The following is a 15,208-nucleotide window of genomic DNA, read 5'->3' on the forward strand; positions in this document are numbered from 1 at the left end:
CCCGCCGCGTGCCCCGGGGCCCCGCCGCGTGCCCCGGGGCCCCGCCGCGTTCGCCGGGCCCCCCGCCGCGTGCTCCGGGCCCCCTCCCGCCCCCGGCCCGTTCAGTCCAGTACCGGCAGCAGCTCCGGCAGGTGCCCGTCCGAGGCGCGGGCCGCCCGCTGCCGCTCCTGCGGCACCTCCCCGTACAACGTCGTACGGGGCTTCGCGGGCCGGCCCGCCGCCTCCGCGACGGCCACCAGGTCCCGCACCGACTTGTACGAGCCGTAACTCGACCCGGCCATGCGGGAGATGGTCTCCTCCATCAGCGTCCCGCCGAGGTCGTTCGCCCCGGACCGGAGCATCTCCGCCGCACCCTCGGCGCCCAGCTTCACCCAACTCGTCTGGATGTTGGGGATGTGCGGGTGCAGCAGCAGCCGCGCCATCGCCGTCACCGCCCGGTTGTCGCGGACCGTCGGGCCGGGCCGCGCGATGCCCGCCAGGTACACGGGCGCGTTGGTGTGGATGAAGGGGAGCGTGACGAACTCCGTGAAACCGCCCGTCCGCTGCTGGATCCGGGCCAGCGTGCGGAAGTGGCCGAGCCAGTGCCGGGGCTGGTCCACGTGCCCGTACATCATGGTCGACGAGGAGCGGATCCCGAGCTCGTGCGCCGTGGTGATCACGTCGATCCAGTCCGCCGTGGGCAGCTTGCCCTTGGTCAGGACCCAGCGCACCTCGTCGTCCAGGATCTCCGCCGCCGTCCCCGGGATCGAGTCCAGGCCGGCCTCCTTGGCCGCCGTCAGCCAGTCCCGCACGGACATGCCCGTGCGGGTCGCGCCGTTGACGACCTCCATCGGCGAGAAGGCGTGCACGTGCATGCCCGGAACCCGCTGCTTGACCGCCCGCGCGATGTCGAAGTACGCGGTCCCCGGCAGGTCGGGGTGGATGCCGCCCTGCATGCACACCTCGACCGCGCCGACGTCCCAGGCCTGGGCGGCCCGGTCGGCGACCTGGTCCAGGGAGAGGGTGTAGGCGTCGGCGTCCGTACGGCGCTGCGCGAAGGCGCAGAAACGGCAGCCGGTGTAGCAGACGTTGGTGAAGTTGATGTTCCGCGTGACGATGTAGGTGACGTCGTCGCCGACGACGGACCTGCGCAGGTCGTCCGCGATCCGGCACAGGGCGTCGAGGGCCGGCCCGTCCGCGTGCAGCAGCGCGAGCGCCTGCGCGTCCGTGAGCCGTTCCGGGTCGTCGGCGGCCTGCGCGAGGGCGGCCCGTACGTCGGTGTCGATGCGCTCCGGGACCATGCCGGGCGCCGCCGCCTCGCGCAGGGCCTCCCAGTCGCCGTAGACGTGGTCGAAGTCCTCGCGGCGGTCGGTGGTGCGGCCCTCGGTGTCGATGGCGGTGTGCAGGTCCGTGCGCCCGGTGCCGGTGCGCCCGTACGCCGCGAAGCCCTCGTCCGGCTCCTGCCAGGGCCGGCCCTCGACGGTCGCGGACTCGTCCGCCAGGCCCGTCTCCGCGTCGGCCAGCGCCCGTACGTGCGGCAGCAGCCGCGGGTCCAGCCAGGGCTCGCCGCGCTGCAGGAACTCCGGGTAGATGGTGAGGCGTTCGCGCAGCTCGAAGCCGGCCGCGGCGGTCCGCGCCGCCAGCTCCTCGATGTGCGGCCAGGGGCGCTCGGGGTTGACGTGGTCGGGGGTGAGCGGGGAGACGCCGCCCCAGTCGTCGATGCCCGCGCCGATGAGCAGGGCGTACTCGGCGTCCACCAGGTTCGGCGGGGCCTGGATGCGGGCGCTCGGGCCCAGGATGTGGCGGGCGACGGCGATCGCCGCGGCCAGTTCCTCCAGCTCGGCGTCCGGCATGCCGCGCATGGCGGTGTCCGGCTTGGCGCGGAAGTTCTGGACGATGACTTCCTGGATGCCGTGGTAGCTGCGCTGGATGCGGCGCAGCTCGAAGAAGGCCTCGGCCCGCTCCTCGTAGGACTCGCCGATGCCGATCAGGACGCCGGTGGTGAAGGGGACGTTGGAACGGCCCGCGTCCTCCAGCACGCGCAGCCGGACGGCCGGTTCCTTGTCGGGGGAGCCGTGGTGGGGGCCGCCGGGCTCGGACCACAGGCGGGTGGCGGTGGTCTCCAGCATCATGCCCATGGACGGCGCGACGGGCTTCAGGCGCTGCAGCTCCGACCACGACAGGACGCCGGGGTTGAGGTGCGGCAGCAGACCCGTTTCCTCCAGGACGCGGATCGCCATGGCGCGGACGTAGGCGAGGGTGTCGTCGTAGCCGTGCGCGTCGAGCCACTCGCGGGCCTCGGGCCAGCGGTCCTCGGGGCGGTCGCCGAGGGTGAAGAGGGCCTCCTTGCAGCCCATCGCCGCTCCCTTGCGGGCGATGTCGAGGACCTCGTCGGGGGAGAGGTACATGCCGTGGCCGTCCCGGCGGAGCTTGCCGGGGACGGTGACGAAGGTGCAGTAGTGGCACTTGTCACGGCAGAGGCGGGTGAGGGGGATGAAGACCTTGCGCGAGTACGTGATGACACCGGGCCGTCCGGCGGCGGTGAGCCCGGCGTCCCTGACGCGAGCGGCGGAGGCGGCGAGGTCGGTGAGGGCCTCGCCGCGCGCCCGGAGCAGTACGGCCGCCTCGGCCGCGTCGAGCGCGACGCCGTCTCGGGCCCGTCGCAGCGCGCGGCGCATCGCGTTTTCGGTCGGAGCGTCACTCGGAGGGGTCATGTGGTGAGCATACGATCCGGCGCCGCGGCGGTGGACCCCGTCATCGCATCAGCTCACCGGCGTTGACCAGCAACGATTGGCCGGTAATCGCCCGGGCGCGGTCGGAGGCGAGGAAGACGGCGGCGTCCGCGACGTCCCCGTCGGTGGCGAGGTCGGGCAGCGCCATGCGGTCGGTGAGGCGGGCGAGCACCTCGGCCTCGGGCACGCCCTCGGTGTGGGCGGTGAAGGTGACGAAGGCCTGCACGGGCGGACCCCACATCCAGCCGGGCAGCACGGTGTTGACGCGTATCCGGTGCGGGCCGAGCTCACGGGCCATGGAGTACATGGCGGAGGTCAGGGCGCCCTTGGAGGCGGCGTAGGCGGCCTGCTGGACCTCGTTGGGTGCGGCGACGGCGGACTGCGTCCCGATGATCACGACCGATCCGCCGTTCTGCTTGAGGGCGGGCAGGCAGGCCCGGGTCATGCGCAGGGTGCCCAGCAGGTTGACGTCGATGATCTGCTGCCAGGTGCCGAAGTCGGCGTCCTCCAGCCCGCCGAAGTACGAGTCCCAGGCGGCGACGTGCACGACGGCGTCGACGCCCCCGAACCGCTCCCGCGCGAGGGCGGCGAGGGCTTCGCACTGCGCCTCGTCGCCGATGTCGGTGGCCAGGTGGGCGGTGTGGGCGCCGTCGGGGTCGATCTCGGCGGCGGACTTGGCGAGGTTCGCCTCGGTCCGCGCGCCGAGCACGGCGTTCCCGCCGTCCCGCACGACGGCGGCGGCCACCTGGTGCCCGAGCCCGGCCCCGACGCCGGAGACGATGACGGTCTTCCCTCGCAACAGCACGACGTACCTCCAGGCGGACCCGACCACATCTGACGGCCCGTCAGGTTACGGCGGCGCCGTGCCCAAGGGAAGAGCCGCGCACCAGCTCCCGCGTGTCCAGGGTGCGGCGGTCGGTCAGAGCGTCCGTGCGATGCCGCGCAATCGATTCACGGCGGCCGCGTAGTCGTCCCGGGCGCAGTCGTCGGCGGGCAGCGAGCCTGCGGCACTGCCAGCCAACTCCTCCGCCGCGCGCAGCAGGGTGGTCGCCAGCGTGGCTCGGCTGACCACTCCCACCTTTGCGGACGGCGATGCCACGCTGACGCCCTCCCGCACGGTCCTGAAGGTCAGCCTGAACGAGCTGTCGGTACCGACGAACGAGCCGACGGCGGTGCCGCCTTCCAGGAGGCTGCTCGTCACGTCGAGCAGATGGACGACGGCCAGGTGGATCATCATCCCCTGATCGGGGTGCTGTCCTGCGGAGTTCGCCTCACCCAGCTCTCCCCGCCAGCACATGTCCCCCAGGTCGAACCCGCTGGGGGCCCCTTGGCCGGGGCGAACCGAAAATTCAATGATCATGGAACATACGACTTTCCTACGGGGAAGAACGTGATGATTCGGTTTCCGTCCAACGAGTCGACCACTACTCGATATCTCGCCCTCATTCCGTTGACCACCATCCTCCTCTCGAACGTTTGAATGCGGCGGTCGGGTTCGGATACCCGGGCTCCCTTCTCGACGATCTTCTCCGCAGCCGCCTGAACTTGCTCCCTTGTGGTGGTCGGAGGCATGAGGTCTCCATGCCCGGACGAGTGGGTGCCGGATATGTGACGTTCATCAATGTGCTGCCACCCCTCCCTAGGGGTCCCGTCCTCCAACCGTGGTTTCACGCGGCACAGGGCCAGGCCGAACGGGTCGATCCACTCATAGGGATGAGGGCCGTACCAGTAGGGGTTTTCGCTTCCGGTCAGGCCCAGGGGGTCCGGGGTGAGGTAGCGGGCCGTTTCGGGGTCGTAGGTGCGGAAGTAGTTGTGGTGGAGGCCCGACTCCGGGTCGTAGTACTGGCCGGGGAAGCGGAGCGGGGTGTAGGCCGTGGCGTCGCGCGTCCAGGTGGTGGAGCCCCAGAGGGTGGAGCGGGCGCGCCACGCTATCTCGCCCGACTCGTCGACCAGCTCCCGCGGGGTCCCGATCAGGTCCGTCACGATGGCGAAGAAGCGGTCGTCCGTCGTGCCGAGGACGCTCTCCGCCTGGGTGAGGGGGTGCAGGCCGTGGTGGGTCCAGGTGAGGCTGACCGGGCCTTCCCGCTGCTCGCAGAGGGTGGTGCCGTCCCACGTGAAGAGGGTCTCCGCCGCCACTTCGCCGGTGGGCGTGAGGCGCTGCTTGGCCGTGCGCCGTGACAGGGCGTCGTAGCGGTAGCGCCAGCGCGTGCCGTCGGGCGTGGTGACCCCCGCCAGGCGGTCTTCCGCGTCCCACTCGTAGTGCCAGGTGTCCGGCTTGCGGGAGAGGCGGGTCTTCTGGCGCAGGACGGTCCGGCCCAGGGCGTCGTGTTCGTAGCGGATCGAGCCGGCGCGGGTGATGCGGGTGCCCGAGTACGCGCGGTCGCCGCGCGCCTCCGCACCCGGGTGGCGGTCCGGCCAGACCGCGGTGGTCTGGTTGCCGGCGTCGTCGTAGGCGTAGCGCTCGGACCAGTTGCCGGCGTCGACGCCGGTGACGCGGGCTGCCGCGTCCAGGGTGAAGGTGCGCAGGCCGGCCAGGGCGTCGTCGACCGCCGTCAGGCTGCCGTCGGCGCGGTAGCTGTAGCCGCGGCGCTGGAGCGTGCGGCCGTCCTGGCCCACCACGCGCTGGTCGGTGAGGCGTCCGACGGGGTCGTACGTCTGCACGAGGTCGACGTCCGCGCCGATGCTGCGGGTCAGCTCCCGGCCGGCCGCGTCCCGTTCGAAGGTCAGGGTGCGGCCCGATGCGCTGAGGGCGCTGCGGCGGCCCGCCGCGTCGTAGGTCCACGCCGAGACGGCCCCGGCCGGGGTGGTGCGGTGGGCCCGGCGGCCCGCGGCGTCGTAGGCGTATGTGAGCGTGCGCCCGTCGACCGTCTCCGAGACGAGGCGGCCGTACCGGTCCCGCTCCAGGGTCAGGGTGGTGCCGTCCGGCGTGACGGCCCCGGCGAGTTCGTCGAAGACGTCGTACTCGTAGGAGGTGACTCCGTCCGCGGTCTCCTTGTGCAGGAGGCGGGCCAGGGCGTCGTGCCGGTAGGTCGTCGTGGCGCCCAGTGCGTTCGTACGGGACGTCAGACGGCCCGCGGCGTCGTACCCGTAGGTCAGTGTGCGGTCGTCGAAGTCCGTCTCCTGGGCGAGGCGTCCCGCCTGGTCGTAGGCGTAGGTCCAGGTCAGCCCCTGGGGGTTGGTGACTTCCGTCAGGCGGAGCTCGGTGTCGTGGGCGAAGGAGTACCGGACGCCGTCGGGGCCGGTACGGGAGGTGAGGAGGTCGAAATCACCGTACTCCGAGAGGGTCACCCCACCGACCGGGTCGGTGTGGGCGGTGCAGTTGCCCTCGCCGTCGTAAATCCAGGACTCGGTGGCGCCGTCCGGCGTGTCGCGGCGCAGCAGTCGGCCTTCCACGCTCCAGGTGAGGAGGGTGGTCCGCCCGAGGGCGTCGGTGACGGCGGTGGGACGGCCGAAGGCGTCACGTGCGTAGCGGGTCGTCGCGCCCAGGGGGTCGGTGATCTCCACGGGCAGGCCGGCCGCGTCGCAGCGCACGCGCGTGACCGCGCCCAGGGGGTCCGTGACCGAGGCCAGGTGCCCGCGGGCGTCATGGGAGAAGCGGTGGGCGGCTCCGAACGGGGCGGTGGCGGAGGTGCGGTTGCCGCGGGCGTCGTACGTCATGCGCGTGACCCGGCCGTCCGGGCGGATCACCGCCAGGAGCAGGCCGAGAGCGTCGTACTCCGCACGCACCTCGCGGCCGTCCGGCCGCAGGAGCGAGGTGAGACGGCCCTGCTCGTCGTACACGTAGCGGGTCGTGTGGCCCAGCGGGTCCGTACGGGTCACCAGACGGTCGTACGTGTCGTGGGTGTAGTGGGTCGTTGCGCCCGCCGGGTCGGTCTCCGCCGTGATCCGCGCACGGTCGTCGATCAGGTACCGGGACACGTTCCCGAAGGAGTCGGTGTAGGTGGTGACGCCGTCCCCGTAGGCGAAGCGGACGTTCAGGTGGCCGTTGGTGCCGGACTGGGCGACGCAGCGGTGCCGCTCGTCGTAGGCGTAGTCGAAGTGGCGGCCGTTGGTGTCGGTCCAGGAGGTGATCCGGCCGAGGTCGTCGTAGCCGAAGCGGAGGGGGCGGCCGGAGGAGTTGGTGACCCGGGTGAGGTGGCCGTCGGTGTACCCGTAGCGCAGTACTTCTGTGCCGTCGGCCAGGGCCAGGCCGGTTATCCGGCCCTCGGACGAGGTCAGTAGGACCTCGTAGCCGCCGCTGTGCGACACGCCGGTCGGGGTACCCGCCTCGTCGTAGTCGAACGCGATCCATGCACCGTTGCGGTCGTCGAGTCGGGTCAGGAGCCCCTCGGCCGTGAAGTGGCGCACATGGCCGGACTCGTGGTCCGTGACGGTGTACCCGCCGTCCGCGTCGCGTACGAGGGGCCACCGCTGTCCGTGGCCGGGCAGTACGGGCGCCCCCGGCTCGGGGTGCGGGTAGACGAGCAGACTTCCGTCCTCGCGGACGAGGATCACGCCTTCCTCGTCGATCTCCAGGCGCTGGTCGGCGGTGGACGCCCAGGACGGGCCGAACCAGCGCCCCGCCCGGTACGAGGACTCGAAGGTCCGGCTGAAGACCAGCGGCAGCGAGCCGGGCAGGACCAGGTCGGTCTGGGGCAGGACCATGCGGCCGGTCGCCACGTCCACCGGGTCGCCCTTGCACGTGAGCTTGTCCTTGGCGCGAGCAGCCGCCTCGGCTTCGGCCGTGGCGCTGGCGCGTGCGGCCTCCTTGCTCGCGGTTCTCGCCGCTGCGTTGTCCGCGAACCGCATCGCTGTCCGCGCGGCGCCGGTGGCGCCCTTCGTCCCGAGGAGGTCGGGGACGAGACGGCCCTTGAACTCGCTGGGATCCTCCATGTAGCTGTCGATCATCGGACCGGGGATGCGTTCGGGGTGGGACGCCGTCGAGACGAGACCCGCCAGCGTCATGTTGACGTTCTGCTGGTAGTCCGCCGGGTGGGTGACGTTGTAGAAGTCGATGGGGTTCAGGCCGCGTGCGAAGTTCAGCGTTCCCGCCGCCCCCTTGACCACCCCTCCGACGAAGTGGTTGAGCTCGACCGCCTCCGAGCCCGCGTAGTCGGCGATCCCGGCCAGTAGCCGGTCCGTCGGCGGGGGCTCGGCCGGAGCGTGCTCCATGGCGGCCTTCAGGCCGTACTCTGCCGTCGTCGCGGCTTCGTCGCGCTGCCTGCGCGCCTCGTCCAGGATCTCCTGGGCGCGCTTGCGGCCCGCCGCGCCCGGGTCCGCGCCCTCCACCGGCTTCGGGCCCGGATCGCCGCCGTCCTTCGAGGCGGCTGCGTAGGCGTGCTCCTTGGCGATGTGGGCCTCGTGAGCTTCCTTCGTCGCCTTCACCGAGGCCTTGTGCAGGGCGATGGCCTCCTGGGCCTGCTTCTGCGCCCACTCGACCATGTCCGCGTACCGGGTGAGAGCGCCGGCGGCCGCCTCGCACGCGTCCGCGGCACGCAACCAATCGGCCGGGTGCATCGCGAACTTCTCGCGGAACGTGTCGGCGGCCTGACCCTTCCACCGGTCGGAGTCGAGAGCCTTCATGCCCTGGCCGACCCGTTCGAAGGCGGCCTGGAAATCGCCGAGGTGTCCGGCCGAGGCCCGGATCGCCTCCGGTTCGCCGTGGACCAGTTCGTCCGCCTGCTCGCTCTGGCCGAGCTGCTGCTCTCGCACCGAGGCGCCGAGACCGGAGGCGAGGTTGTCGCCGAAGTCCTCGACCGCGTCCGCCCAGCCGTGCGCACCGACACGGTCGAGCGCGCCGCCGACCTCGTCCGATGCCCGGTCCACGCCGTGGCCGATGACCTTCTTCGCCGAGTCGACCCCGGCCTCGATCTTGTCGAGGCCCTTGTCGACCAGACCGCCCCAGTCCGTCATCGGCCCTCACCGCCCGGCTGGGTCCCGGGGGCCTCGACGACCTCGGTCACCTCGGGGGCGGGGCCGACCATGTCTTCGACCACCCCGTCCACGTCGTCGCGCATTCCGGCGGCCTCGAGGAGCTGGTTGTGCATGAGGATGTCGGAGCTGTTCACGTCCCGGACCGCGGTCTTCCAGGCCTCGTTGCCGTTCTCCGTGGCACGCCGGAAGTCCGTCGGGTCGTAGTCCGCGTCGCGGATCTGGGTGAAGGGATTGTCGGAGAGCACCTCGCCCCAGTCCTTGTCGATGACGTCCTTCTCGGACGCGTGCGGATTGCCCAGCGCCGCGTTCGCCACGACCTTGAAGCTCCCCTGGATGTACTGGTCCTGCTCGTGCACCAGGCCTGCGGAGAGGCCCACCCCCATGGCGAAGGCATTGCCCTGTTGGACCAGCGAGCGGACGCCCCAGCCCCAGCGTTCGCAGAACGTGTGGAGGGTGGACGTCAGGCCCTCGTGCCCGGTCTCGATCCCGGACAGCCCCAGCTCGGAAAAGCCGCCGCCCATGCTCGCCTCACCGACCGACCCGAGTTCCTTCAGTTCCGCCAGGCTGTCCGTGATTCCCTTGGCGATCTGCCCGAGTGCCTGCTTCGAGACATCGAGATCCGCCCCGTCCCCGCTCACTGCGCCGCCTCCCCGTCCAGTGCCGCGGCATCCGGCACGATCCCGCGCACAGGCGGGAACACCATTCCGTCCGGCCCCGCCGCGTTCCATGCGACGCCGCACGGAAAGCCGACGGTGGCCACCACGTCGTCGAGGAGCCGCGCACCGACGATCCGGCGGTACGTCCACTCCCGGTCGCCCTCGCCCCGGGCCACCGCGAACCGGGCGAGCGCGTCCTCGTCCGAGAAGGCGCAGACCCAGTCCAGACCGCCGAGTTCGGCCGTCCACAGGCCGTCACGGTCGTCCAGCGGTACGAGGAGGAGCCGGCTGCGGAAGTCCGCCAACCGCTCCATGACCACTGCGCGCGCGTGCGCGGGCGTGCCGGCCTCGACCTGGGCATCGGCCGGCTCTTCCGGTGGCGCCGGCTGTGCGTGTCGCCGGCCGGCGTCGGCGCGCAGCAGCCCCCATTCGGCGTCGAAATCCACCCCTGGAACCCCCCGCGTTCGCGTCAATCGAACGTACCTTTGCATGTCGGGGTGGGGGCGGCCAACTTCACTGTTCGGTGGCGCACATGTCGCGCCAGGTGCACCGGGTTCACGTGCTCGCGGCGTCGGGCAGTGGAATTGCATGCGCAATGCCCGGGACTGTTGCCGTACTCGGCGGGCCGGGCGTGGGGGTTCGGGGGATGATCGGATGGAACGCATCCCGGTGGGGCCGGCGTCGTGCCGGGAACCGGTCGGAGGACGTGAGGACCATGTCGCTCTCGCACCCTGACGGCGTGCCGACGCGCGCCCGGCTGTTCGCTCTGCTGGCGCTGCTGTGCGCGCTGGGCGCGGTGGTGGTGCTCGTGGCGGCCGGTGAGGGCGGCGGGCTGGTCGTCGTCGTGGTCGGGGTGGCCGGAGCCGCGCTGACCGCCATGGGGACCTGGTGGGTGGTGGCCCACCGGGGGCCCGTCCGGCTGGCCGGGGCGGTGCTGGCCGTGGCCGCGCCGGTGGCCATCCTCGTCATCTACGCCCGGGCCGACCTGTGGCCCACGGCGCTGGCCGCCCTCCTGGTCTGGGCGGCCGCCGTGGTGTGCGCGCGGACGGCGCTGCGCGCCGCGCGGCCGCCCGCCGGCATGCGGGCGGTCGCCGTCGAACGCCCCCGGCACCCGGTGCTGATCATGAACCCGAAGTCCGGCGGCGGGAAGGTCGGCCGCTTCGGCCTCGTCGAGAAGGGCGAGGCGCTCGGTGCCCGTGTGGTGCTGCTCGACCCGGACGTCGTCACCGACGTCGCCGCCCTCGCCCGCCGGGCGGTGGCCGAGGGGGCGGACCTGCTGGGGGTGGCCGGCGGCGACGGCACCCAGGCCCGGGTGGCCGAGGTGGCGGCCGAGCACGGCCTGCCGTTCCTGGTCGTCTCCGCGGGCACGCGCAACCACTTCGCCATGGACCTCGGCCTGGACCGCGAGGACCCCGCCCGCTGCCTGGACGCGCTCGCGGACGGCGAGGAACTCAGGGTCGACCTGGGCTTCGTGGGCGGCCGCGCCTTCGTGAACACGGCCTCCTTCGGGGTCTACGCGGAGGTCGTGCAGCGCCCCGAGTACCGCGACGCCAAGGCGGACTCGGCGCTGAACGCACTGCCCGACCTGCTGCTCGGATACGCCGGCCGCACCCTCGAAGCGGCGACCGACGAGCTGCGCCTGGAAGGCCAGCAGGCCCTGCTGATCAGCAACAACCCCTACTCGTCCCCCGAACCGACGGCCGTCGGCGCCCGCCGCGCCCGCCTCGACCTGGGCGTCCTGGGCGTGGTCGGGATCCGGGTGAACAACGCCGCCCAGGCGGCCGACGTGGCACTGCGCGGCGCCCGGGCGGCGGGCCTGCACATCCTGACGTCCCGGCAGGTCGTGATCGGGTCGGACGCCGAGAGCATCCCGGTCGCCGTGGACGGGGAGGCCCTGACCCTGCCCACGCCCGTCACCTGCTCCGTCCGCCCCGGCGCCCTGCGCGTACGGGTGCCGAGGGAACGTCCCGGCGCCCCGCGGGCCGGTCCGCCGATGCAGTGGCGCGACGTCCTCGCGCTGGCCTTCCACCGGACGCCGGCGCGGTGACCCCGTGCCCGGGGCGCGGGCGCGGGCGTGGGCGCGGGAGTGGGCGCGGGCGTGACGGTGACCGGGGCGCGGGCGTGGCGTCCCGGGATGCCCGGTCTCCCGTACGGCGGCACAATGAGCCTTACCCGGTGATCCCGCTGTTCCCGCTGGTCGTGGCGGATAGGAGACAGCCGTGAAGGACCTCAAGTTCGAGCAGAAGAGTTCCCTTTCACGCCTCGAGGCCGCCGATCAGCTCTCCGCGCTCGCGGAGGCGCTGCGGCACGGCGGCAATGCCGAACTGGAACTCGGCCCCGGCAGGATGAGCCTGCGGGTCCCCGACGAACTCCGTACCGAGATCGAGGTCGAGGTCGGAGACGGGGAGATCGAGATGGAGATCGAGCTCAAGTGGCCCACCGCCACCTCGCGGTCCGGGGCCGCGTCCTAGTGGCCGCGGGCGGCCCGGAAGGGGCCCCGGAGGCGGGCCCCGGGGGTGCGGGCCCCGAGCGAGGGCGCGGGCACGACCGGGAGCCCGTCCTGGAGGAGGCTTCGTACGACGCGTACGAGGCCCCTCGGGCGGCTCGCGCCGGGATCCCGGAGCCCGAGGATCCGGTCGCGGCATCGGCCCCGAGGAAGCGCCGGGCGCGGCTGCCGGGGGAGGACGCCGAGGGGGACGGCGGGCACGCCCGCGGCGACTACACCGGCGCCGTCTACGGCTCCCTGCTCGCCGCCTCCGTCGTCGTCGGCGCCGGGACGCTCGGCTCGTTCCCGCGCCTCCAGCTCATCGCACTGCTGCTGGGCACCGGCGTGGTGTTCTGGGCCGCGCACGTCTTCGCCCGCCTCTTCGGCGCCCGCATGGTGGGCCGGCTCAGCTGGAGCGTGATCCGCCGCACCTCCCGGGAGGAACGCCCGATCATCGAGGCGGCCGTCCCGCCGGCCCTCGCCGCGGCCATCAGCCCGCTCTTCGGCCTCGGACCCCAAGGGATCGCATGGCTGGCCCTGCTGGTCGCCCTGGCCGGGCAGGTCGGCTGGGCGACCGTGGCCGCCAAACGCGCCGGCGCCTCGCGCCGGCTCATGGCCGTCGCCGGCGTCGTCAACCTCCTCCTCGGACTGGTCATCGTGCTGCTCAAGGTCGGCCTCAAGCACTGACCGCCGCGCGCCCCCACCGCGCCCCCCACCGCGCCCCCCACCGCGCCCCCCACCGCGCCCCCCGCCGCGCCCCCGGCGCCTCAGCCTTCGCCGTACTCCGCCAGCGCCGCACCGAGGCGGCCGACCCCCTCGGTGATCTCCTCCGGGGTGTGCGTCGTGAAGGACAGGCGCAGCGTGCGGGGGTCCGGGGCGCCGGTGTGGAAAGGGGCGCCGGGGACGAAGGCGACGCCGTGCGCCACGGCCGTCCTCAGCAGCGCCGTCGCGTCGTGGTCCGCCGGGAGCCGGGCCCACACGAACATGCCGCCCTCGGGCCGGTTCCAGTCGCAGTCCGCCGACAGGGTCCGGCTCAGGGCGCGCTGCAGGGCGTCGCGCCGCTCCCGGTACGCGCCGCGCACGCGCGCCACGTGCGCGTCCAGGTCGACGGTCGCGAGGTAGTGCGCCGCCGCCAGCTGGTCCACCGTGGAGGTGTGCAGGTCCGCCGCCTGCTTCGCGACCACCGCGGCCCGCAGGAGCGCCGCCGGAGCGCGCAGCCAGCCCAGCCGCAGCCCCGGCGCCATGATCTTCGAGAAGCTGCCGATCAGTGCCGTGCGGTCCTGGGCCCCCGGGTGGGCGGCGAGCCACGGCAGGTCGTCGCCCTCGTAGCGCAGATCACCGTACGGGTCGTCCTCCACCAGCCACAGACCGGACCGGGCCGCGACCTCCGCCACCGCCGTCCGGCGGGCGGCCGGCAGGGTGCGCCCCGTCGGATTCTGGAAGGTCGGGACCGTGTACAGCAGCTTCGGCCGCTCCCGCGCGACCAGTTCCGCCAGCGCGTCCGGCAGTACGCCCTCCTCGTCGCAGGGAACGGCCACCAGCCGCGCCCCCGCCAGGCCGAAGCACTGGAGCGCGGCCAGGTAGGTGGGGTTCTCGACCAGCACCACGTCGCCCGGCTCGATCAGGGCAGCGGTGACGAGGCTGAGGGCCTGCTGGGAGCCGGACGTCACCAGGACGTCGTCCGCCCCGGTCGGCAGCCCGCGCGCCGTGGCCCGCGCCGCGATCACGGCGCGCAGCTCCGGGGCGCCCTCCGTGGTCGAGTACTGGAGCGCGCGGCGCGCCGACAGCGCGAAGGCGGCGTCGTACGCGGCGCGCAGGCCCTCGGTGTCGAAGAGCTCGGGCGCGGGCAGGCCGCCGGCGAAGGAGATGACGCCGGGCCGCTGGGTGAGCGCGAGGATCTCGCGTACGGGGGAGCCCTCGACCGAGGTGGCGCGGGCGGCGAAGGCGGGCGGCGGGGCCACGGCAGCGGCATCGGGCGGGCTCGTGGTCGTCGCGGTGACGGCGGCGACAGCGGCAGCGGGCACGGGAACTCCTCCGGGAGACGGGTGCGCGCAGCGTAGCGAGAGAAGCGTGTAGATGACATGGATATTCCAGGGGGTGGACGCGTCGACGCCCGTGGGCCCCCGTGCCCTCGACTCCGCCCACCCCCTCCCGGTCTGACGCCACATCAGATAGACCGTTCCCATGACGACAGGAGAGCAGGACCCGCAGCAGGACACAGGCACCGGCACCCGCGTCGACGACTACGCCGCCCTGGCGGCCGTCGGCCCCTACGGCGTCCGCCCCGGCCATGCGCTGATCACCATGGTGGAGCCGCACCCGGGCCACGAGTACGCGTACAACCGCTGGTACGAGGACGACCACTACTACGCCGGCGCCATGGCCATGCCCTGGATGTTCGCGGGCCGCCGATGGGTGGCCACCCGGGAGCTGCAGGAGCTGCGCTACCCCGAGAAGTCGGCGGTCGCCCAGCCGGTCACCGCCGGCTGCTACATATCGACGTACTGGGTCACCGAGGGCCGCTACGACGAGCACATGAAGTGGACCGTCGGCATCAACAAACGGCTCAACCGCGACGGCCGCGTCTATCAGGACCGGACCCACGTCTTCACGGCCTTCCAGGACCACGCGGCCACCGTCTACCGCGACGGCGCCGCCGGCCCACGGGACCACCACGCGCTCGACCACCCCTACGCCGGGCTGGTGGTCCAGGTCGTCGACGCCGAAGGTCCCGAGCAGCGGACCCAGTTGCTGGAGTGGCTGCGCTCACGTGCCCTGCCGAGGCGGCTGCACGGCTCTCCGGCGGCCATGGTGACCGTCTTCCGGCCGACACCGCTGCCCGGTGACCGGATGACGTACGTCAAGCAGGTGGAGGGGGTCGACACGCGCCTCACGCTGCTGTGGTTCCTGGAGCAGGACCCCCGGACCTGCTGGGACCGCTTCCAGGGGATGGACGCGGAGGTCGCGGAGGCGGGGCTGGGGCGGGTGGAGTTCGTGGCTCCGTTCATCCCCACGGTGCCGGGCACCGACCGCTACGTCGACCAGCTGCGCTGACGCGCGCCGGCCGGGCATGGCCGAGCCCCCTCGGCCAAGACGGCGGATCGGTCGAGAGGGCTCAAGTCAGTCTCGGCGGGACGGTCGGGACGCGTCGTGATCTTCAGGCGAGGCGTCCCAGCCGGCCTTCGGTGACATCGGTGACGAAGGAGGTCCACGAGCCGGGCGCGAAGGTGAGGGACGGGCCGTCCTGCACCTTCGAGTCGCGCACGGCGATCGCCTCCATGACGGGGGACTTGACCTCGACGCAGGCGCCGTTGGCGGAGTAGGAGGACTTGACCCAGTTGTCGTTGGCGCCCTGGCGAATAGCCATGTTTCTCTCCGGTGAGCGAGTAGTTCCGGGGGTTCCGGTGTCGTGTCGGCCATTTCCGGCTGACGTGATCGACGCT

12 protein-coding genes are annotated in these 15,208 nt (G+C 72.8%); 4 read left to right on the forward strand and 8 right to left on the reverse strand.

Annotation, left to right across the window (positions count from 1 at the left end; all coding sequences use genetic code 11):
- Window positions 1–101: 101 nt before the first annotated feature.
- The 6 genes from AC2RP6_RS22945 to AC2RP6_RS22970 all read right to left on the reverse strand — a co-directional run bounded on the left by AC2RP6_RS22945 (window position 102) and on the right by AC2RP6_RS22970 (window position 9,726).
- The gene (locus AC2RP6_RS22945; RefSeq protein WP_486447890.1) at window positions 102–2,693 is read right to left on the reverse strand and encodes a bifunctional FO biosynthesis protein CofGH; all 2,592 of its coding nucleotides are present in this window, start codon (window positions 2,691–2,693) and stop codon (window positions 102–104) included.
- A gap of 40 nt (window positions 2,694–2,733) precedes the next feature.
- Window positions 2,734–3,516 carry an SDR family oxidoreductase gene (locus tag AC2RP6_RS22950; RefSeq protein ID WP_486447891.1) on the reverse strand — a complete coding sequence of 261 codons (783 nt, stop codon included), beginning with the start codon at window positions 3,514–3,516 and terminating at the stop codon, window positions 2,734–2,736.
- Window positions 3,517–3,630: 114 nt separating this feature from the next.
- Window positions 3,631–3,948, reverse strand: coding sequence for a hypothetical protein (locus AC2RP6_RS22955; protein ID WP_486447892.1), 318 nt, complete (start codon window positions 3,946–3,948; stop codon window positions 3,631–3,633).
- 119 nt (window positions 3,949–4,067) lie between these two features.
- Window positions 4,068–8,603 (reverse strand): putative T7SS-secreted protein, encoded by a 4,536-nt coding sequence (locus AC2RP6_RS22960; protein WP_486447893.1) that lies wholly within the window; start codon window positions 8,601–8,603, stop codon window positions 4,068–4,070.
- Window positions 8,600–9,262, reverse strand: a complete 663-nt coding sequence (locus AC2RP6_RS22965) for a hypothetical protein (protein WP_486447894.1) — start codon at window positions 9,260–9,262, stop codon at window positions 8,600–8,602. The genes AC2RP6_RS22960 and AC2RP6_RS22965 overlap by 4 nt, the downstream gene beginning before the upstream one ends.
- The gene (locus AC2RP6_RS22970; RefSeq protein ID WP_486447895.1) at window positions 9,259–9,726 is read right to left on the reverse strand and encodes a hypothetical protein; all 468 of its coding nucleotides are present in this window, start codon (window positions 9,724–9,726) and stop codon (window positions 9,259–9,261) included. Before AC2RP6_RS22970 ends, AC2RP6_RS22965 begins: the two co-directional genes overlap by 4 nt.
- A gap of 269 nt (window positions 9,727–9,995) precedes the next feature.
- Between AC2RP6_RS22970 and AC2RP6_RS22975 the strand changes: the two genes are divergently transcribed.
- From AC2RP6_RS22975 to AC2RP6_RS22985, 3 genes are all read left to right on the forward strand, one after another.
- Complete coding sequence (locus AC2RP6_RS22975; protein WP_486447896.1) at window positions 9,996–11,327, forward strand: diacylglycerol/lipid kinase family protein; 1,332 nt, start codon at window positions 9,996–9,998, stop codon at window positions 11,325–11,327.
- Between the two features lie 172 nt (window positions 11,328–11,499).
- Window positions 11,500–11,751 (forward strand): amphi-Trp domain-containing protein, encoded by a 252-nt coding sequence (locus AC2RP6_RS22980; RefSeq protein WP_486447897.1) that lies wholly within the window; start codon window positions 11,500–11,502, stop codon window positions 11,749–11,751.
- A 200-nt stretch (window positions 11,752–11,951) separates the two neighbouring features.
- Complete coding sequence (locus AC2RP6_RS22985; protein ID WP_486450415.1) at window positions 11,952–12,452, forward strand: hypothetical protein; 501 nt, start codon at window positions 11,952–11,954, stop codon at window positions 12,450–12,452.
- An 80-nt stretch (window positions 12,453–12,532) separates the two neighbouring features.
- Here the strand turns inward: AC2RP6_RS22985 and AC2RP6_RS22990 are convergent, their stop codons facing one another.
- Window positions 12,533–13,789 carry an aminotransferase-like domain-containing protein gene (locus tag AC2RP6_RS22990; protein ID WP_486447898.1) on the reverse strand — a complete coding sequence of 419 codons (1,257 nt, stop codon included), beginning with the start codon at window positions 13,787–13,789 and terminating at the stop codon, window positions 12,533–12,535.
- Window positions 13,790–13,949: 160 nt separating this feature from the next.
- Between AC2RP6_RS22990 and AC2RP6_RS22995 the strand changes: the two genes are divergently transcribed.
- A complete protein-coding gene (locus AC2RP6_RS22995) occupies window positions 13,950–14,819 on the forward strand; it encodes a hypothetical protein (RefSeq protein WP_486447899.1) in 870 nt (289 codons plus the stop codon).
- Between the two features lie 103 nt (window positions 14,820–14,922).
- Here the strand turns inward: AC2RP6_RS22995 and AC2RP6_RS23000 are convergent, their stop codons facing one another.
- A complete protein-coding gene (locus AC2RP6_RS23000) occupies window positions 14,923–15,132 on the reverse strand; it encodes a DUF397 domain-containing protein (RefSeq protein ID WP_030029643.1) in 210 nt (69 codons plus the stop codon).
- Window positions 15,133–15,208: the final 76 nt, after the last annotated feature.

The sequence above is a fragment of the Streptomyces sp. WAC03905 genome, from assembly GCF_057371075.1.

Coding starts and splice junctions, on each gene's coding strand:
- AC2RP6_RS22945 (WP_486447890.1), bottom strand. CDS start 2,693: ATGACCCCTCCGAGTGACGCTCCGACCGAAAACGCGATGCGCCGCGCG.
- AC2RP6_RS22955 (WP_486447892.1), bottom strand. CDS start 3,948: ATGATGATCCACCTGGCCGTCGTCCATCTGCTCGACGTGACGAGCAGC.
- AC2RP6_RS22960 (WP_486447893.1), bottom strand. CDS start 8,603: ATGACGGACTGGGGCGGTCTGGTCGACAAGGGCCTCGACAAGATCGAG.
- AC2RP6_RS22975 (WP_486447896.1), top strand. CDS start 9,996: ATGTCGCTCTCGCACCCTGACGGCGTGCCGACGCGCGCCCGGCTGTTC.
- AC2RP6_RS22995 (WP_486447899.1), top strand. CDS start 13,950: ATGACGACAGGAGAGCAGGACCCGCAGCAGGACACAGGCACCGGCACC.
- AC2RP6_RS23000 (WP_030029643.1), bottom strand. CDS start 15,132: ATGGCTATTCGCCAGGGCGCCAACGACAACTGGGTCAAGTCCTCCTAC.